Here is a 19438-nt window from a genome sequence, read left to right as displayed (position 1 = left end):
ATTACTTATTCAATAAAAGCTTGTTGAAGAGTAAAAGAAAAAATGAATGCTTGTAGCTTAAGTAAAAACCCTTGATAAGTGACTGCATGTATTGATTTTGGAAAAACACAAGTGATACTACTAAACACAGTTTCGATATAATGCCGAGTATGTTGTTTAATATATTGATTCCAAGGCTGGTCTTGACGCTTGGAGTTCTTTTTCCTCATGACTTTTAAAGAAATGTGACTTGTTTGTTCCAAGTCATCCTCAATCGTGTAGTCGGTGTAAGCTGAATCACCATAAATTTCACTACCAGGTGGTAGATTCAAGGGTAAGGCATTTAAAGCACGTACATCGTTGGCACTACCAGGCATAAACACAAATTCGACAGGAATACCATTTTTGGTTGTTAATAACTGAACTCGAACCCCGTAAAAATATCGTTTTTTCGATGCGATGTAACCTCTATACTGCGCCGACTGTATTATTTTTACATTAAAGATACGGATGTTATCGCAGATGGGCACTGGGAACGAGTCTAAAAGATATTCAGTGGAATCACTAATTTCCTTCAGTGCCATTCCCACTTGATGAAACAAGTCGTTGATTAACATTGAGACACTGTGTAATCTCCGGTTAAATCGTGACTTTTCTAACATATTAGATATCAACTTATGTTCTTTCATATAGGTACAAGCCTTACTATGATTACCATTAAAGAACATCGCCGATGTTATTGCCGTTGTAATAATTTCTGCGTCATTCATCTCTCGACGACAATCTTCATTATGCCCAATCGCCTTTAACAGGTCGTCTATGATAGCATATATGGAAATTATTTCGTTTAGCATTTAGCCCTCCTAATTTTCTCTTCTTGGAGGGCATTTTATTGCTTTACTGTCCCAAAGCGATCGCCCATAAGAGTAACTAGCAACTTGGGTTAATACCAATTTAATGTGAAGCTGCACTAAATAAGTAACTCTCTATTCTTGGCGTTCTTGGCGTTCTTGGCGGTTCGTTTAATATTCTATGCATCTTCATAGAGAATTGGTATAACTTTAAACAACTCCTACCTTTTGCCAAGCATTCTGTACAGCTTTTTGCTCATTACTGTCATTACCGTAGACTTCGCCTGCAACTTGAATGGTAACGTCAGCAGCTTTTTTAAAATCTGCTTTAGCATTCAAGCGATCGCGTAAAGCAATATACCAGATTTTGCCAACTGTTTCCCAAGCATAACCACCAATCTCAACAGCCGCTAGATAAAAGGCATGGTTAGGAATTCCTGAGTTGATATGCACACCGCCGTTATCATCAGTACCAGTATATTTATCTTTTATATGGGCTGGTTGCGGATCTTTACCCAATATTGGGTCATTGTATGCTGTTCCTGGTGCTTTTAGCGATCGCAGGGCAACACCTTTGATAGTCGATAGCAAAAGACCTTCGCCGATGAGCCAATCTGCTTCTTGTGCAGTCTGATTTTTGGACTTTTGTTTCACTAAGGAACCGAAGACATCAGAAAACGATTCATTCAGTGCCCCAGGTTCGCCATAATACTGTAAACCCGCTTCATATTGGGTTATACCATGAACTAGTTCATGCCCAATAACATCGATTGATTTCGTAAAGCATTGAAACATTTCTCCATCGCCATCACCATAAACCATTTGGTCACCATTCCAAAAGGCGTTGTCATATTTAGCGCCATAATGCACGGTGGAGTCTAAACGTAGTCCTTTGTCATCAATGGAATTGCGATCGAACATTTCATGAAACAAGTCATAAGTAGCACCAGCAGCATCGTAGGCTTCATTCACTGCTTCATCACTGCTGGGAGGATCTCCCTCACCACGCACTAGTGTACCAGGAAGTTGCTGGCCATATTTTGCATCGTAGATAGTGCGCCGCTTTTCACCTGGAGAAGGTGCAAAGGAGACATTACCTATAACATCTCTCCGTCCACGAAGCTGTGCTGAAATATTTAATGTATGAAAAGCCCAACTACGCTGCTGGGGGTTGCCATTTACAACCACATTTTCCAAGATATGGGGCGGGATAATACAACAAATAGGGCATCTATTAAGTGGATGCTCAGACTTGAACCCGGCTGATTTTTTTTTATTTCGAGCCATCCAAGATATTCTCCTTTTCAAACAGGTATATGGTACATCGGTGGGAGGAACATTTAGTATTAAAATATATGGACTAAAATATACTTTTTCAAAAACAACGTACAATGTTATTGAGAGGCTTTCTAAATTCGTCATAGTGAGGGTAATTCTGTGGGATTGGGGTTTGAATGACATGAAAAAAAAGCCAAAGAAAACCTCAAGAAGCATGGAATTAGCTTTGAGGAAGCAAAAACTGTATTCAATGACCCGTTTTCGATTACTATAGGAATCCGGTTTGATTTCTGAAAATATACGTAGGATGTGTTAGCGACAGCGTAACGCATAAAACTCGTGTTCATAGTGCGTTACGAACTCCGTTCTAACACACTCTACAATACTTAATCTTTGTATTGATCTAAAATCCATTCTAAAGCACAACGGTTGCCAAGGCGATATTCCCAAGCAATTTTGGGGACACCTTCTAAAGTTGTGACATCATCTAAAATAATGGTTCCATTGGCTGCATTGGCTTTAATTCACGCGCAATATTATTTTCTCGATGAAACTGAGATTCATTGAAGATGCTGATAAAGATATCTTCAAGCATTTAAAACAGTCGGTAAGTCTTCTTTAAAGGTTAAGCGATCGCTCTCGCATTTATGCTTAAATAAACTAAAGTAATTAGTTCAGCAATCAGAAGTCTTTTCACTAACCTCCATCTTCCATCAGTTGCCAGCTTGACATCAAATGCACTAAGCTAGCTCTTGCGCAAAGGGCTTGGCGCTGACTCTGTTTGGTTAGGCAAAAGATGGATTTTAGTCAGACTTTAATTGCAAAAAGTGATGCCATTCTTGATCAATGGGTAGAAGCGGTTTACCAAGATGAACAAATTGAAGCTACTAATGAACTTACTTTCAAAGCTGTACGGGATAGCTTACCGCGCGTTTTGAAAGCATTAGCAACAGTACTTTCTGAATCTGAAACGAGCGATTTGCAAACAGTAGTAGATGCAAGTTTAGAACACGGTACACTCCGCGCTCAACAGGGATTTGAACCAGCAGAAATTGCGCGAGAGTATCGTTTACTGCGGTTTGTAATTTTTTCCTTTTTAGAAGAAGATTTATTACAAGGATCTGCACAAGAGGTACTAAGGGCTGTTCGCCTGATTGATACAGTAATTGATGAAGCGATCGCGCGTTGCTTTAACAGTTATACTCAAGGACGATTACAAGAGCTTAAACAACTCCAAAGTCAATTGCGGTTGACTAACCAAGAACTAACTCGTTTGGTTCGCGCTAATAAAGATAGCATCTCTCATTTAGCTCATGAACTGAAAACCCCCCTCACCTCAATTATTGGTTACGCAGACTTATTTCTGCGTCAGCAGCGTCAGCAATCAGAACTCAAAGACAGCTATGCAAATCTTGAAAGTATCGAGCGAGTTCTTAAGAGTGGTAGACTGCTTGTCCGGTTAATCAACGATACTTTGGAAATTTCGCGCTATGATGCCGGACAGATGAAATTGCAGCCTACTCTAACCGATGTGCTTAGTTTAATCAACTTTGTTTTAGAGATGATTGAGCCATTAGCGCGTACTAAAGAATTATCCTTGGTTGTTGAATGCGATCGCGCTCCAAGTCAAGTTATCACAGATCCGCTTCGGCTTCAGCAAATTTTGACAAATCTGCTGAGTAACGCAATTCGCTACACAGAATCTGGTTCAATTCATTTGGAGTGTTGGACGGTATCTCAACAGCAGTGGGCTATCTCTGTTACTGATAGTGGTATTGGTATTTCTTTAGATGCTCAAACACAAATCTTCAATCCTTATTTTCGGGAAGTAACTGCTCCCCAAGTGCAAAGTTCTGATGGTACAGGATTAGGTTTAGCAATAGTCTCTCGATTGGTTCAGTTAATGGATGGTGAAATTAAAGTAGATTCACAGCTAGGAAAAGGATCTACATTTACAGTAATTTTGCCATTAGAAACCATCGCCTATGATCGGGGCTAATTATTCCAAGGAAATTTGAAAGTGAAATGATAACTTAAATTGGTGCGTTACACTGCGTTAACGCACCCTACCAATTGGGACACCTACTCGTCAATTTGACCAATGCGGCGAATATTCAAAATATCGCTCATTTTCTTAATTTGGACAAACACTTGCTCTAATTGCGAGCGATCGCGTATATCTATTCCTAAGTCTATCAATGCAGGTTGACCAGCACAGGTTTTCACCTGAGCATGGCGGACATTAATTCCTTGGTCACTCAAGCGTGACAAAATATCCTTTAGCACCCCTACGCGGTCAAGGGCTTCAATTTGAACATCTACAGGATATGTGTGCGGACGACCACTATTTTCGGCGGCTGGGTTCCATCTAACTGGTACTAAGCGCTCATACTCCACAGTTTCCAGATTATTGCAGCCTTGGCGATGAATCGAAATCCCCCTACCTCGCGTCACCACACCAATAATTGGTTCGCCAGGAATCGGGGTACAACACCCAGCTAAATAATACACCAGCCCCTCTACCCCAATAATTGGCGAATCACTGGCGCGGGAAATAGTTGTAGGTGCATCCCGCAAAGCTTTTGATGTAGTTGGTTCTTTGGGGATGAATGGCGACACGGTGGAAATTGGTTGTTGTGCCTTCGCCACTTCTCGCCAACGATTTAGTACTAAGTTTAATGTCACTTCTCCGTAACCTAAACCAGCGAGTAAATCGTCCACACTGTGGTAGTTACACTTTTGGGCGACAGTCTCCATTGCATCTGACTTTAGCAGGCTATCAAAACCAGTTTTACCGAGTTCCTTTTCTAACAATTCCCGCCCACGGGCGACATTTTCTTCCCGGCGCGATCGCTTGTACCATTGTTTTATTCGATATTTTGCCGCCGAACTTCTGACAAAGTTCAACCAATCCAAACTCGGATGGCAGTTCTTTTGGGTGAGAACTTCTACAATATCGCCATTGTGTAGCCGCGTTGACAAAGATACCATTCGCCCATTCACCCGCGCCCCTGAACAATGGTTTCCTACTTCGGTATGAATACGATATGCAAAATCTACAGTGGTGGAACCTGGGCTTAAAGGAACAACATCCCCCTTAGGGGTGAAGACATAGACATCATCTTCAAATAGATTATCTTTGATGCTATCAAGATATTCTTGGGCATCCTTGAGATCAGTTTGCCATTCGAGCAGTTGTCGCAGCCAAGTAAACTTGTCATCTGTGCCTGTTAAATGGCTAATACCAGAACCTCCTGTTTCTTTGTACTTCCAATGGGCGGCAATCCCATATTCGGCGATATGATGCATTTCGATTGTCCGAATTTGCACCTCTAAAGGCCGGCCAGTTAGTCCAATCACCCCAGTATGTAACGACTGGTAACGGTTAGGCTTTGGCAGCCCAATGTAGTCTTTAAATCTCCCAGGAATTGGGCGAAAAGCATCATGAACCACCGCCAACGCCCGATAGCATTCCTCATTAGTTTGAACAATAATTCGCAGCGCCGCCAAATCGTAAATTTCATGAAATTCCTTTTGTTGGCGGTGCATTTTTTGGTAAATGCTATAAAGGTGCTTGGGACGACCGCTAATATCCTGAAAGCGGATTCCAGCTTGCTGCAAACGCTCTTGCAACATTTTCGTAGCTTTAGCCAATTTCTCTTCTCGCGCCGTCCGTTTCTCGGAAACAAGCTCCTGCATTTGACGGAAAGCTTCCGGTTCCAAATATTTAAAAGCCAAATCTTCCAGTTCCCATTTAATTCGCCAAATTCCCAAGCGATTGGCTAAAGGCGCGAATATATCTCGCGTTTCTTGGGCACTGCGGCGGCGGCTAGCCTCTGACATGTATTGTAAAGTTCGCATATTATGCAAACGATCTGCCAATTTCACCACAATTACCCGAATATCTTGCGCCATTGCCAAAAACATCCGCCGGAAGTTTTCGGCTTGGCTTTCGGTTTTGCTGGTGAAATTGATTTTAGAAAGCTTGGTGACACCTTCAACCAATTGCCGCACTTCTGCGCCAAAGCGTTCTTCTATTTCTTGACTTGTTACTTCTGTATCTTCAACGACATCATGAAGAAATCCAGCTGCTATCATAGCAGCACTGCCTCCCAAGTCATGCAGCAAGTCAGCTACAGCAACAGGATGAGCGATGTATGGTTCTCCCGATTTGCGGTATTGACCTTGATGCAGTTGGTAAGCAAATTCAAATGCGCGACCAATTAAGACTGCATCACTATGCCTTCGTTCATCTTCCGGTGCGCCGCTAGTTGCGGATGACTCCTTCAAACATTTCTTTAACCATTCCGGAATGGTTATATCAATTGATGAATTTATAGCTAGACTGCTCATACAATTGGGTTTGGATAGGATCGGTAGATTAAGTGAATGATAAATAAAACTGGCAGCATCATAGAAGATGCTGTTGCCCAAAGAGGGGTAGAAAAAACAGTGTAAGAATTATTCTCGAATTGCCGACGGTAGTCATCCAGTTTGAGTTTCAAGGATCATAAAGAAAGAAAATCCATTGATGGCAAACAAAGCCTCAAATGCTGATTTGAGGCTTTTGGTGCTGAGAAGTCTTTAAGAAAGTTTATTGTAGAAGAAAAATTACTTGACATTAATACTATCTTAACTAGCACTGGATGTCTTTAAACCGTGAGAAATATTTGGCACTCGTAACCTTACTAGAGCAATTACGCTCCGATGCCACAACTACCCCAATGATTCCCTCCGAACTGCGGCAGCGTGTAGCCTCGTTGCAGCAATTCTTTGGACAGGAAATTGTACCTTTGGCTGATGAGAACTGGCGAGTGCAGTCTTATCAGACAGAAATGAGCAAGCAACTGCGCTTGTTGGCAGTAGATGTGATGTTTTTGCAAGGAGCGCGGCAAGCATCTACTGCACAAACGAGACTTCAAACGATTAGCGATCGCTTGACAACCCTCATTCAATACTGTAATGCCATCTTGCAACCAGAAGCGGAAGGAGAAAAATAACAATTGTTCACCTTTTTCTCTAATTTCTCCATCATCTCATTTATGAACTGTAGTGGAAAGTTATTTTGGTAACAAGTTGGGAATGGGGAATGGGGAATGGGGAATGGGGAATGAGGAATGAGGAATGGGGAATTAAGAGTTAGGAATAAAAATTTTTCTCCCACTCCCTACTCCCTACTCCCCACTCCCTTCATAAGAAGATTTATTGTGCGGCGCATATATGCTTCTACTGGCTCGGTTGTGGGTTTGAATATCAGTGCATAATATAGTGACCCACTCACAAGGTCAATAATTAAGTCTACGTCTGCATCCTGGTGAATTTCGTCTCTAGACTTGGCACGCTCAAGTACTTTAGAAAAGGCTTCACGCCGGAGTTTAGTATATTTTGTCCAGTAAACCTCTGCAAACTGAGGATTGCTAGACGCTGTACTAATTATCAAAGCGAGTGTCTGACGACCAAGGGGACTATCTATTTTTTTGGCAGCATTATTGATCAAAATATCCATGTCTCCCCAAAACCTGCCAGTATCGGGGATCACTAAATCATCTCTCAAACTTTCTATTGCGTCTGCAACTAGTTCTTCTTTGGAAGTGTAACGCCGATAGATGGTCGTTTTACCAACTCCAGCACGAGAAGCGATCGCTTCTATACTCATGCTTTCATATCCTACCTCTGCAAGCAAATCCAAAGTCGCTTGCACAATAGCCTGATTGGCGTGGATGCTGCGTGGTCGTCCAGAGGGGCTGTTGATTTCCTTACTCATAAAATATCATCCCCAAGCAATATCTTCTTGGCCATTTGCTTCTAGCTTTGGGCATAGAACATAGCCTATAGGAAACAAATAAGCCCCATAACCCAATTCTCATGCATGAAAACAGCAGCAGTAACCATCCATCCTTAGCATAGATATTTTTGCCACTTCTCATTAAATTCTCCCTTGACCGTTTTAATATGATACGCTACCGTAGCGTATGTATACAAAATTTAATTTTACCTTTGGCGTCAGTGTCCCAACCAAGGCATTGCTTGATATTTCTCAAACATTATTTATATAACAATGGCTACCAGTATTAAAAGTTCTAGTTTTGACGAATTTGGCTATGTCCACGGGCCATTGAAGTGGGCGATCGCTTTTACGGCTTCCCTTGGTGCAATCTTAGAAGTAATTGATACTAGTATCGTTAACGTAGCTCTCACCGATATCCAAGCGACTTTGGGTGCAACTGTCAGCGAAGTGGGTTGGGTAGTTAGCGGATATGCGATCGCTAACGTGGTATTAATTCCCTTATCTGCATGGTTGGGAGATTACTTTGGGCGTAAAACCTACTTTATCTTCTCACTGATTGGTTTTACGATTTCCTCCGTTTTATGTGGGCTGTCCTTCAATCTACCGATGTTGATTGTTGCCCGAATTCTCCAAGGTTTATGCGGTGGAGGGTTGTTAGCAAAAGCCCAGGCGATTTTATTCGAGACTTTTCCCCCGGCCGAACAAGGTTTAGCCCAAGCAGTTTTTGGTGTAGGTGTAATTGCTGGCCCGGCAATTGGCCCAACCTTGGGAGGATTCTTAGTAGATGGTTTAGGCTGGCGCTGGATTTTCTTTGTTAACATTCCCTTTGGGATCATTGCAGTAGCCATGTCTTTAGCGTTTTTGCCAAAGAATAAAGACAGGAAGGAGGCTCAAAACCAAGCTGTTGATTGGTGGGGAATTGGATTTTTAATCGTGGCTGTGGGTAGCTTACAAACTGTATTAGAGGAAGGGGAGCAAGATGACTGGTTTTCCTCTAGTTTTATTGTCACTCTGGCGATTGTCGGTATTATCGGTTTAGGGTTGTTTATTTGGCGAGAACTGAAAACAGATCATCCGGCTGTAGATTTGAGAGTTTTACGTCACCGTTCTTTAGCTGCGGGAAGCGTTCTCTCAGCAGTGGTGGGTATGGGGCTTTATGGCGCACTTTTTGCTGTGCCAATATTTGCTCAGAGCGTGCTGCAATTTACGGCAACACAAACAGGATTATTATTAGCACCTGGGGCTTTAGCGTCTGCGATCGTTATGGTTTTATTAGGCAAACTGTCTAGTATAGTTGATGCTCGATTTTTAATTGCAATGGGCGCTGTCGGATCATCTGGAGTTATGTTTCAATTGGCGACAATTACTCCACAAAGCGGAACAGACGATTTATTTTGGCCATTGGTATGGCGCGGAGCTTTTACTGTGTTGATGTTTCTCCCTTTGAGTTTGGCAGTTTTAGGGCCGCTACCCAAAAAAGATGTTTCTGCCGGTTCTGGTTTTTACAACCTGACTCGACAATTAGGCGGCAGTATCGGCATTGCCCTACTTACTACTCTGCTTGACCAAAGACAGGCTTTTCATCGAGCCATCCTGTTAACTCAACTTAGCCCCTATGACCCAGAAACCAATCAGCGTCTCGACTTGCTCAATGGGGCACTCCAAAGCCAAGGTATGGATGCGGCAACAGCGCAACAACAAGCACTAGCTTTATTAAGTCAAACAGTAGATATCCAAGCTGCTGTTTTATCTTACGCAGATTGCTTTCGAGTCGTAGGGGTAGGGTTCCTTTGCTCATTACCTCTGTTATTATTCCTGGGTAAAGGCGGTGCAGGAGCGAAAGCGCCAATCGGTCACTAGTACCGCAAGGCGGAAATCAACCCCTACGGGGATGTCAAAAGCCAAAAGTTACGCATAATTTATTCCGAGCTTCTTGCGCCATTTGAAATGGTGAACCAGCGCTGCGAGAGGGAAACCCTTCCGCAGGCGACTGGTGAACCCGAAGGGTATGTTTATTTCCACGCGTGCTGTATTATGGGTAAATAGCGATCGCACCCCAATTTTAAATTCTTTTTGATTCAACTTGGTACTTGTCGTGGTAGCACACAGGGTCAGATATGCCGACTTCTTCTCAGTACCAAATATTTATTCTATTAAATCTTTTATAAATTTTTTATTAAAGTTGTTGACATAACTTAAGGTTGCTGAATGTAGATTAATCATAGTAAAATCCGTAGCGTTTTGACTACCAAATAGTTTTTTGAATGGTGATATTGCGATTGTCAATTTTACCAAATTTCGGATTTTAAATTTTGGATAAAAAAATTGAAGATTCAAAATCTAAAATTCAATGACAGAGCCAGTGGCTTGATTGCTGGGGTCAATCTAAAATCCGAAATCTAAAATCCAAAATTGCCTTACTTGATTAGGTTTGCAAATTATTTGTAAATATCAGCTTTTCAGGCGCTTTTCAAACAATACAAAGTAAATTGAAGGAGACCTTATTAATGGCTTTGACACAAGGCGATATTGCTTTTATCTCTTTCAATGCCGATGAAGATGGTTGGTCTATTGTCACCTTTGTAGACATAGATCCGAATACAACTATTTATTTTAGTGACGGCACAGCTGCGAGTCCGACCGCTATTGGTAGCAGTGAATCCTCGTTTGTATGGAATACGGGATCTCAGAAAATTGTCGGTGGTACTGTAGTTCGCTTTAGTGCAATTGATAGCACTAGTCGCGCATCATCTATTGGTACATTTACAGTTGTTAACTCAAGCGACTTGGGACTCAATACAACTGATGAGACTGTTTATGCCTTTCTGGGAAATAGTGCCACTGCCCCAACCACAATTCTAACTGCTGTCTCAACTGAGGCGAATAATAACAGTCTGACTACTGTTGGACTAACTGATGGAGTTAATGCGATCAAACTCACCAGTAGCACTGACTATGGTCAGTATACTGGTTCCCGTACTGGACAAACCAGTTTTATAGGCTATAAGGCGCTTGTTAACAACAGTGCTAATTGGACAATTGATACCGGAGGTGACGGAGCTGCGATAGTTCCTAACACCACGAACTTAGCCATCACCAGTGGAAATCCCATAGTCAACCTATCTCTCAACACTAACTCAGGAACTGAAGCAGGAACAACCCAAATTATTGTCACCGCTACTGCATCCAGTGCCGTATCTAGTAATCAAACAGTCAATTTAGGTGTAACAGGAACAGGCATCACCACCAGTGATTACAACCTTAGCAACAGTATCATCACCATTCCTAGCGGACAAACCGCAGGTTCTGTCATCTTCAGCGTTATAGATGATGCTGTGGTTGAAGGCACAGAAACCGCGACATTGACCATCAGTAATCCTTCCTCAGGTATTACACTAGGCACTACTTCCCAAAACATCACCATCGCTGATAATGATATTGCTGCCTTTCCAACCGTTAACTTATCCCTCAGCACTACTGCTGGCTTGGAAGCAAACACAACTGCTATCATTGTCACCGCTACTGCATCCAGTGCCGTATCTAGTAATCAAACAGTCAATTTAGGTGTAACAGGAACAGGCATCACCACCAGTGATTACAACCTTAGCAACAGTATCATCACCATTCCTAGCGGACAAACCGCAGGTTCTGTCATCTTCAGCGTTGTAGATGATGCTGTGGTTGAAGGCACAGAAACCGCGACATTGACCATCAGTAATCCTTCCTCAGGTATTACACTAGGCACTACTTCCCAAAACATCACCATCGCTGATAATGATATTGCTGCCTTTCCAACCGTTAACTTATCCCTCAGCACTACTGCTGGCTTGGAAGCAAACACAACTGCTATCATTGTTACCGCTACTGCATCCAGTGCCGTATCTAGTAATCAAACAGTCAATTTAGGTGTAACAGGAACAGGCATCACCACCAGTGATTACAACCTTAGCAACAATATCATCACCATTCCTAGCGGACAAACCACAGGTTCTGTCATCTTCAGCGTTGTAGATGATGCTGTGGTTGAAGGCACAGAAACCGCGACATTGACCATCAGTAATCCTTCCTCAGGTATTACACTAGGCACTACTTCTCAAAACATCACCATTGCTGATAATGATATTGCTGCCTTTCCAATTATCACGGTTTCTAGTAACAATAGCCAACCCGTTACTACAATCTTTGATAATAGTGGCGGAACTACCCCGATAACGGTACTTGATAACAACACTATCAGTAATTTAATATCGACTCCCACAATAGTACAGAATAATACTATTAGTTCTAACACTGGGCAATCGACGATCCCTACCAACAACGTCGAAAACTTTAACCTAGTTAACGATCTAACCAAGTTTAACAACTCCATCGTAGTCAATTCCCTAACTGGGAGCAATCTCGTGGTCGGCACTGACGCCAATGAAAATATCAATGGTAGCGCAGGCAATGACTACCTTGATGGCAAGGGAAACAATGACACCATCCGTGGAGGCGATGGCAATGACACAATTTTAGGCGGACTTGGCAGTGACAGCCTTTTTGGAGGCAAGGGCAATGACCGCCTCATTGGTTGGGGGGGTGGTTCAGGCGAAATTGATCTACTCAACGGTAATCAAGGTGCAGATACTTACGTCTTGGGTGATGCCAGTTCAGTTTTCTATGCCAGTTCCGGTAACGGTGACTATGCCGATATTGCCAGCTTTAAGGCTAAGGATCAAATTGAACTCAAGGGACTTGCTAATAATTACTCACTAGGGTCTGCATCAGCGGTGTCTGACAACGAGTCTGCTGTCGGCATCTTTACCAGCAATGGAACAGAATTAATTGCTGTTGTTAAAGATGGGTTAAGGCTCAATACAAATTTGGCAACTGATACTGGCTTTGTATTTGTTTAACCTGTTTGCGTTCCCATCCTTCTGTAGGGTGGGGATGTAAGCGAGTCAAAAACGAAACGTCCTCAAAGTATTTTTCAGAGTAGCTGGAACAATCTTGAGGACAGTTGAGTTTTTGACACATATTATTAAGTCCTGGTTAAATTCCAACGAGCGAGGTCACGTTAAAAGCAAAAGCCCCACTCAGTTTTGAGCAGGGCTATGTAAAGTTTTATTGCTAAAATTAGAAATGTTTATCTTAGAAAAAGTTCATTATTGTAATAACGCTAACGCTGGTCAACATCATTAAAGCGCCCATGATTATAGATTCACCTAAGCGATTGGGGGATTTTGAAGTGTTCATTTAAGTAAAATCCTTTTTATTAATTGTTCCTTAACCATATCAGAATCAGTATAAATATCTATAAAAGCATTGTAAAACTTAAATTACCGCAAAGTTTCTTAGTAAATACTTAATTTATACTTACGTATTCGTTTTGACTGAATCCTAAAAATAAGACAATGCCCCATTCCCCATGCCAATAATGTAGTAATTTCCGAACAGAATAATTACCTTATCTCCGAGCGGAATATGGCCCTTTGTGGAGTAAAATAAATTTTAGTCAAGGTAAAAATATTTGAACAGAAGATTATCATGACAGTATCCACGGCATCTAGAAACCAAGCGATCGCTTTTGACTTAGAAAAATTAAATCAGCAATTTGAAACTGCCACTCCCAAAGAAATACTGGCATGGTCTATAGAGAATATCCCAACCGGACTGGTGCAAACAAGCGCCTTTAACGTGGATGATATGATAATTACCCATATTCTTTACACTGAACTGAAGCATCCAGTTCCTGTGATCTTTCTCGATACCTTGCACCACTTCCCTGAAAGCCTAGAATTAGTAGCCAAAGCCAAACAAATCTACAACCTAGATTTGCAAACTTTCAAAACTCCAGACGTAGACACCCGCGAAGCCTTTGAAGCCAAATATGGCGACAAACTCTGGGACAAAGATATTGCCAAATTCCACCACATTACAAAAATTGAACCACTGCTACGGGGTCTAGACGAACTTAACAGCGTCGCTTGGATTACTGGCCGCCGCCGTGACCAAGCAGTAACCCGTGCGAATATGCCTATATTTGAATTCGACGGTAAAGGTCGGCTGAAAGTAAATCCTATCGCTACCTGGACACGCAAAGACAGCTGGATTTACGTGGCTGAACACGGAGTCATCTATAATCCCCTCCACGACAAAGGTTATCCCAGCATCGGCGACGAACCAATTACCACCAAAGTAGGCGAAGGCGAAGACGAACGCGCCGGACGCTGGCGGGGAAGTGATAAAACAGAATGCGGAATTCATATTTAGTCATTGGTCAGTAGAGACGCGATTAATCGCGTCTGTACAATGGTGATTAGTCATTAGTATTAAACAAAGGGCAAATGACTAAGGACTAAGGAAAAATATGATTAAAATCCTCCATCTCTCCGACATCCACATGGGAAGCGGCTTCTCTCATGGAAGAATTAATCCCACGACTGGATTAAATACACGATTGGAGGATTTTGTCAATACTTTATCTATATGTATTGACCGAGCGCTGACAGATGTTGTTGATATGGTGATATTTGGTGGCGATGCTTTCCCGGATGCTACACCACCGCCTTATGTACAACAAGCTTTTGCCAGCCAATTTCGCCGTCTCATGGATGCCAATATTCCAACAGTGCTGTTGGTAGGCAACCACGACCAACACTCCCAAGGGCAGGGAGGGGCGAGTTTAAATATTTACCGCACTTTGGGAGTGCCAGGATTTGTTGTCGGTGACACAGTAACTACTCACGGCATCGAAACCCGTAATGGCAAAGTGCAAGTAATCACCCTTCCTTGGCTCACCCGTTCAACTCTGATGACTCGCCAAGAGACTGAAGGTTCGTCTTTGGCAGAAGTCAACCAACTGTTAACGGAACGTCTACGAGTTGTTCTAGAAGGGGAAATTCGCCGTCTTGACCCCGATGTGCCAACTGTCCTTTTGGCTCACTTGATGTCTGACAATGCGACCTTGGGCGCAGAACGCTTTTTGGCAGTAGGTAAAGGCTTTACTCTGCCCTTATCTTTGCTGACGCGACCTTGTTTTGATTATGTAGCCTTGGGACACGTCCACCGCCACCAAAATCTGAATAAATCCAACAACCCACCGGTGATTTATCCAGGGAGCATTGAGCGGGTAGATTTTAGTGAAGAAAAAGAAGACAAAGGCTATGTGATGATAGAACTGGAGCGGGGGAAGGCTGAATGGGAATTTTGTCCGTTAACAGTTCGGACTTTTCGCACCATTGAGGTGGATGTCTCAAAAGCAGATGATCCGCAAGCGGTGTTAATGAAAGCGATCGCTAAGTATGATATTCAAGATGCTGTAGTGCGGCTAATTTACAAACTCCGCTCTGAGCAGATGGATTTAATTGACAGTTCTTCTCTACATACTGCTTTAAGTCCCGCTCACACCTACACCATTCAAGCAGAATTAGTGAGTCAATTAGCTCGTCCTCGCATTCCTGAATTGACTGCAAGTAGCAGCATCGACCCAATGGAAGCCTTGAAAACTTACTTGAACAACCGCGAAGACCTCAAAGACATAGCAGCATCAATGCTGGATGCAGCACATAAGTTGCTAGCAGATGATGTAGAAGTTTGGCTAGAAGCAGCAACTAATGAATAGGATAGATGCCAATTATATATTCATGTTTAACTGAGTCATCCCGATAAAATAAAGTAAAAATTTAAAGTGCCACAGCATATCTCACTTTTTCCATTTTGTGAAAAGTATGACGCAAACACTCCAAGCAAAAGAGATCAATTTACGTTACTTAATCGATAATTTTGGTATTCAGTTAGTTTTCGATGACCAATTTTTCCGCGAATGGCAAGAAGATTTATTAGAAATTAGTGATTTAGATAAACAACTTTTAGATAAAGTAAAAACAGGTTATTTTAATCTTCTTAATTACCCACCTTTACTAGAAGATGTTGTGAGAATGGCAATTATAGACCCAATACTTTTTATTGGGGATTTTTATTTAGTACCCTTATATATCAAAGCTGAGGAACCAATAGAGATTACTGATGAAGATGAAGAAATTATCATCAAAGGCAAAATAGATACATTAGTTCTAAAAGACCAATTCTGGGTAATGGTTATTGAGTCGAAACAAGCAGAATATTCCATTGAAAGAGGACTTGCACAAATTTTAGCTTATATGTTAGGTAATCCTCATCCAAATCAGCCTAGTTTTGGGATGATTAGCAGCGGTGGAGAATTTATTTTTGTCAAATTAGTTAAAGGAAATCCAACTTATTATGCTTTATCAAAGGGGTTTTTAATCCGAAACCCTGGAAATGAATTGTATGACGTACTACGAATCCTGAAACGCTTGGCTCAGTTGGTGAGTGTTTAAAGCTTATCGCTTGATTATATATTCTTCTAGAGGAGCGATATCTGACACCAGCCGATAGGCATCTACGCTACATCAGTTAGCATTAAGTAATGAGAAAATGTCTAATATTTTAATAGCATAACAGGACTTACGCAAAAAAGCAGTGAAAGCCTTGATTTACCGTAGGGGCAATTCATGAATTGCCCCTACATTTCGTACCTGATGCGTAAGTCCTGTTTAATTTCAGTGCGTTTCAACGCAGTTTAGCTATTAGCCCGCAATTTATTGCAGGGCGGGAAAGCAACGCAAAACCAGGATTTTCGGAATGGGGGGTTTAACCCGAAAGTAAATTGACCAATAGTATCCTTTTAGGAGAGAGATTTAGAGAGGTTTTCCAGATGACCTGAATTTTCATCTTCTAAATGGCGTTCTCCAACAAGATGCTAAAACCCTTTGATGGATTGTCCGATATCGGTTAGGATAATCCATCAATTAGAGGAAAAACTTCAAGTACGCTTAATCGCGCTGCAACAAGAAAATCACCCAAATATAAATCTGGACATATTTTCTAGGAGTTTGCTACTCTACTATCAATTGTTGTTTTTCTTCTAGCCAGAGGAAATTTTGGACTCAGTATATAAAGTTATCGAGCCTTGAATAAGCTATTTTTTACACGTAAATCTTTTCATTTTATGGTTTTTGCCCTACCGCTAATCAGCTGGTTGGGATACAAAGAAGTACAAAGCCAAATTGTACAACCGCAAGCAGTTGTAGTGTTGGGTGGTTCAACGAGACGTTTAGAGCGAGAGAAGTTTACGGCAGAATTTGTTCGCCAGCATCCAAATATACCAATTTGGATTACTGGGGGCAGTCCAGCTAGATTCACCCAACAAGTGTTTACCAAAGCTGGTGTTGATCCCAAACGTTTACACTTGGACTATGAAGCTGTAGATACTGTTACTAATTTTACTACGTTGGTAGATGATTTGCAATCTCGCGGCATCAAGAGCGTTTATTTGATTACTTCAGATTTCCACATGCGCCGGGCTTGTGTTATCGGCGAAATTATTTTGGGAAGTCGAGGTATTTATTTAAAACCAGTGCCCGTTCCTTCAGAAAAACCCCCTGAATCTATCGAAAAATCTGTTCGTGATGGAGCTAGAGCCATACTTTGGTTAGCAACTGGTTACACTGGTGTGAATGTAGTTAAAAATAAACGGTAAATCAAACCAATTTTGGATTTTGGATTTTGGAATTGAAAATCTTCAGATTCAGAAAGTTTATTGATTTGAAACGATACAAACTATTCCAAGTTGGTATCATTTATGAGATATGAGAATTTGCCTGATCTTGACCTAAGCGAATATAAGAAAACTAATGCCAATAATATTGACATTAACTCAGTAATAATAGACACTAAGCTGTTACGCATTTAATTTTTACATTTAGCTGATGACTGAGAACCCGTTAACAGTCAACAGTCAACAGTCAACAGTTAACGACATCAAAAGTGTATATCATATATAGTTTAGACGCGCATCAGCTTATCATTGTCCAATTGCCAAAAACTAGCGCATCACCAACCCTCAAAGAAGACAATATAAAAACCAATTAACAATTTTGCTCATTTGGTTTCCTGGTAAATACTTTGCGTCCATCAAAGTTTTGAGCGGCGGCTTGAGTAACTCGAATTTATCTGTGTAATTCAGGGAAAAAAACGCCCCAACTTATCTCACAATTTGATACCCTAGCTTAAACAGATTTGAGAAAAATTAAAGCGTGGAAATTCAACTTGGGCGGGGAAAAACAGCTCGCAGAGCTTACGGAATAGATGAAATTGCTCTAGTCCCTGGTAACAGAACACTAGACCCCAGTTTGGCAGATACTAAGTGGCGTATTGGTAATATTGAGCGAGAAATCCCGATAATTGCTAGTGCAATGGATGGTGTAGTAGATGTTCGCATGGCTGTACGTTTGTCACAGTTAGGAGCATTGGGTGTCCTGAATTTAGAGGGTATTCACACTCGCTATGCTGACCCAGACCCAATATTAGATCGGATTGCCTCTGTGGGGAAAGATGAATTTGTTGCCCTGATGCAAGAACTCTATGCCGAACCAATAAAGCCAGAATTAATTGAACAACGGATTCAGGAAATTAAACAACAAGGTGGCATTGCTGCCGTAAGTGCGACTCCAGCCGGTGCAAGTAAATACGGTGAGGCGGTAGCAAAGGCTGGGGCAGATTTATTTTTTGTACAGGCTACGGTAGTTTCTACTGCACATCTGTCACCAGAGTCTTTAGTACCACTTGATTTAGCAGAATTTTGTCGTTCCATGCCCATCCCCGTAGTGTTGGGGAATTGTGTAACTTACGAAGTCACTTTGAATTTGTTGAAAGCTGGGGCGGCTGGGGTACTGGTAGGAATTGGGCCTGGTGCTGCTTGTACGTCCCGTGGGGTGTTGGGGGTGGGTGTACCACAGGCGACTGCGATCGCAGATTGTGCCGCAGCACGAGATGATTACTACAAGGAAACTGGTAACTATATTCCCATCATCGCTGATGGTGGTTTAATCACCGGTGGCGATATTTGTAAATGCATCGCCTGTGGTGCCGATGGTGTGATGATTGGTTCTCCCTTTGCTAGAGCCGCAGAAGCTCCAGGACGAGGTTATCATTGGGGCATGGCAACTCCCAGCCCAGTGTTGCCCCGTGGCACCCGGATTCGCGTTGCTACCACCGGTAGCCTAGAGCAAATACTCGTTGGCCCAGCAGGGCTAGATGATGGCACTCACAATCTTTTAGGAGCCTTAAAGACAAGTATGGGCACATTAGGAGCTAAAAATATTAAAGAAATGCAGCAAGTGGAAGTTGTGATTGCGCCTTCCTTGTTAACCGAGGGTAAAGTTTACCAAAAAGCTCAACAATTAGGTATGGGGAAATAGAATTGGGGCATGGGGCACGGAGCATCGGGAATGGAGATGAGGGAGTTATGGGAGAATTCCCAATGCCCAATGCCCAATTCCCAATTCCCAATGCCCAATGCCCAAATTCTTCAATAAATTTTTCCAGCCCCCTAAACAATTGCTGGAAAAATCCGATATGTCGCCTACAATAGAAATAGCGGAGACGAATGTTTCCGTTCACTCCTCACACCACACTCCGCCCGGACTACTGTTCGGGCGGTTCCTTATGTTTATAAATAAAATAAGAGAGCTTCTTTGCA

General features: G+C 42.1%; 14 protein-coding genes and 1 pseudogene. 10 read left to right on the top strand and 5 right to left on the bottom strand.

From position 1 onward, the window contains the following. Window positions 1–5: 5 nt before the first annotated feature. The gene (locus tag CDC33_RS20695) at window positions 6–833 is read right to left on the bottom strand and encodes an IS982 family transposase (RefSeq protein ID WP_109006873.1); all 828 of its coding nucleotides are present in this window, start codon (window positions 831–833) and stop codon (window positions 6–8) included. A 207-nt stretch (window positions 834–1040) separates the two neighbouring features. Continuing rightward, on the bottom strand, window positions 1041–2117 hold the full coding sequence (locus CDC33_RS20690; protein ID WP_109010165.1) for a M4 family metallopeptidase: 1077 nt from the start codon (window positions 2115–2117) through the stop codon (window positions 1041–1043). 186 nt (window positions 2118–2303) lie between these two features. On the opposite strand from CDC33_RS20690, the pseudogene CDC33_RS40585 reads away from it, so the two are divergent. Next, a pseudogene (locus CDC33_RS40585) lies at window positions 2304–2402 on the top strand (BrnT family toxin); the annotation flags it as partial. A gap of 92 nt (window positions 2403–2494) precedes the next feature. Here CDC33_RS40585 and CDC33_RS20680 read toward each other — a convergent pair. Next, window positions 2495–2632 (bottom strand): type ISP restriction/modification enzyme, encoded by a 138-nt coding sequence (locus CDC33_RS20680; protein WP_219930105.1) that lies wholly within the window; start codon window positions 2630–2632, stop codon window positions 2495–2497. A gap of 272 nt (window positions 2633–2904) precedes the next feature. Here CDC33_RS20680 and CDC33_RS20675 point away from each other — a divergent pair, with 272 nt between their 5' ends. Continuing rightward, the gene (locus CDC33_RS20675; RefSeq protein ID WP_109010164.1) at window positions 2905–4107 is read left to right on the top strand and encodes a sensor histidine kinase; all 1203 of its coding nucleotides are present in this window, start codon (window positions 2905–2907) and stop codon (window positions 4105–4107) included. 83 nt (window positions 4108–4190) lie between these two features. On the opposite strand, the gene CDC33_RS20670 is transcribed toward CDC33_RS20675, so the two are convergent. After that, window positions 4191–6461: a RelA/SpoT family protein gene (locus tag CDC33_RS20670; protein ID WP_109010162.1), complete on the bottom strand. Its 2271-nt coding sequence runs from the start codon at window positions 6459–6461 to the stop codon at window positions 4191–4193. A gap of 293 nt (window positions 6462–6754) precedes the next feature. Between CDC33_RS20670 and patD the strand changes: the two genes are divergently transcribed. Beyond that, the gene (patD, locus tag CDC33_RS20665) at window positions 6755–7108 is read left to right on the top strand and encodes a heterocyst frequency control protein PatD (RefSeq protein ID WP_109010160.1); all 354 of its coding nucleotides are present in this window, start codon (window positions 6755–6757) and stop codon (window positions 7106–7108) included. Between the two features lie 167 nt (window positions 7109–7275). On the opposite strand, the gene CDC33_RS20660 is transcribed toward patD, so the two are convergent. Further along, window positions 7276–7872, bottom strand: a complete 597-nt coding sequence (locus CDC33_RS20660; protein WP_109010159.1) for a TetR/AcrR family transcriptional regulator — start codon at window positions 7870–7872, stop codon at window positions 7276–7278. A gap of 294 nt (window positions 7873–8166) precedes the next feature. Between CDC33_RS20660 and CDC33_RS20655 the strand changes: the two genes are divergently transcribed. From CDC33_RS20655 to CDC33_RS20625, 7 genes are all read left to right on the top strand, one after another. Then, window positions 8167–9756, top strand: coding sequence for a DHA2 family efflux MFS transporter permease subunit (locus CDC33_RS20655; RefSeq protein WP_109010157.1), 1590 nt, complete (start codon window positions 8167–8169; stop codon window positions 9754–9756). A gap of 647 nt (window positions 9757–10403) precedes the next feature. Next, a complete protein-coding gene (locus CDC33_RS20650; RefSeq protein WP_109010156.1) occupies window positions 10404–12791 on the top strand; it encodes a beta strand repeat-containing protein in 2388 nt (795 codons plus the stop codon). Window positions 12792–13422: 631 nt separating this feature from the next. Continuing rightward, window positions 13423–14148: a phosphoadenosine phosphosulfate reductase gene (cysH, locus tag CDC33_RS20645; RefSeq protein WP_109010154.1), complete on the top strand. Its 726-nt coding sequence runs from the start codon at window positions 13423–13425 to the stop codon at window positions 14146–14148. A gap of 97 nt (window positions 14149–14245) precedes the next feature. Further along, window positions 14246–15499: an exonuclease subunit SbcD gene (sbcD, locus tag CDC33_RS20640; protein WP_109010152.1), complete on the top strand. Its 1254-nt coding sequence runs from the start codon at window positions 14246–14248 to the stop codon at window positions 15497–15499. Window positions 15500–15605: 106 nt separating this feature from the next. Then, window positions 15606–16235, top strand: a complete 630-nt coding sequence (locus CDC33_RS20635) for a restriction endonuclease subunit R (RefSeq protein WP_109010150.1) — start codon at window positions 15606–15608, stop codon at window positions 16233–16235. Between the two features lie 671 nt (window positions 16236–16906). Beyond that, window positions 16907–17437 carry a YdcF family protein gene (locus tag CDC33_RS20630; protein WP_109010148.1) on the top strand — a complete coding sequence of 177 codons (531 nt, stop codon included), beginning with the start codon at window positions 16907–16909 and terminating at the stop codon, window positions 17435–17437. Between the two features lie 556 nt (window positions 17438–17993). Further along, complete coding sequence (locus CDC33_RS20625) at window positions 17994–19157, top strand: GuaB3 family IMP dehydrogenase-related protein (protein WP_109010147.1); 1164 nt, start codon at window positions 17994–17996, stop codon at window positions 19155–19157. Window positions 19158–19438: the final 281 nt, after the last annotated feature.

Origin of the sequence: Nostoc commune NIES-4072 (assembly GCF_003113895.1) — a bacterium.
In the GTDB taxonomy this organism is placed as follows: domain Bacteria; phylum Cyanobacteriota; class Cyanobacteriia; order Cyanobacteriales; family Nostocaceae; genus Nostoc; species Nostoc commune.
Note: the sequence above shows the minus strand (reverse complement) of the source record. Positions and strands in the feature narration are given on the sequence as shown.

Coding starts and splice junctions, on each gene's coding strand:
- CDC33_RS20690 (WP_109010165.1), bottom strand. CDS start 2,117: ATGGCTCGAAATAAAAAAAAATCAGCCGGGTTCAAGTCTGAGCATCCA.
- CDC33_RS20655 (WP_109010157.1), top strand. CDS start 8,167: ATGGCTACCAGTATTAAAAGTTCTAGTTTTGACGAATTTGGCTATGTC.
- CDC33_RS20675 (WP_109010164.1), top strand. CDS start 2,905: ATGGATTTTAGTCAGACTTTAATTGCAAAAAGTGATGCCATTCTTGAT.
- CDC33_RS20695 (WP_109006873.1), bottom strand. CDS start 833: ATGCTAAACGAAATAATTTCCATATATGCTATCATAGACGACCTGTTA.
- CDC33_RS20670 (WP_109010162.1), bottom strand. CDS start 6,461: ATGAGCAGTCTAGCTATAAATTCATCAATTGATATAACCATTCCGGAA.
- patD (WP_109010160.1), top strand. CDS start 6,755: ATGTCTTTAAACCGTGAGAAATATTTGGCACTCGTAACCTTACTAGAG.
- CDC33_RS20635 (WP_109010150.1), top strand. CDS start 15,606: ATGACGCAAACACTCCAAGCAAAAGAGATCAATTTACGTTACTTAATC.
- CDC33_RS20650 (WP_109010156.1), top strand. CDS start 10,404: ATGGCTTTGACACAAGGCGATATTGCTTTTATCTCTTTCAATGCCGAT.
- cysH (WP_109010154.1), top strand. CDS start 13,423: ATGACAGTATCCACGGCATCTAGAAACCAAGCGATCGCTTTTGACTTA.
- sbcD (WP_109010152.1), top strand. CDS start 14,246: ATGATTAAAATCCTCCATCTCTCCGACATCCACATGGGAAGCGGCTTC.
- CDC33_RS20660 (WP_109010159.1), bottom strand. CDS start 7,872: ATGAGTAAGGAAATCAACAGCCCCTCTGGACGACCACGCAGCATCCAC.
- CDC33_RS20630 (WP_109010148.1), top strand. CDS start 16,907: ATGGTTTTTGCCCTACCGCTAATCAGCTGGTTGGGATACAAAGAAGTA.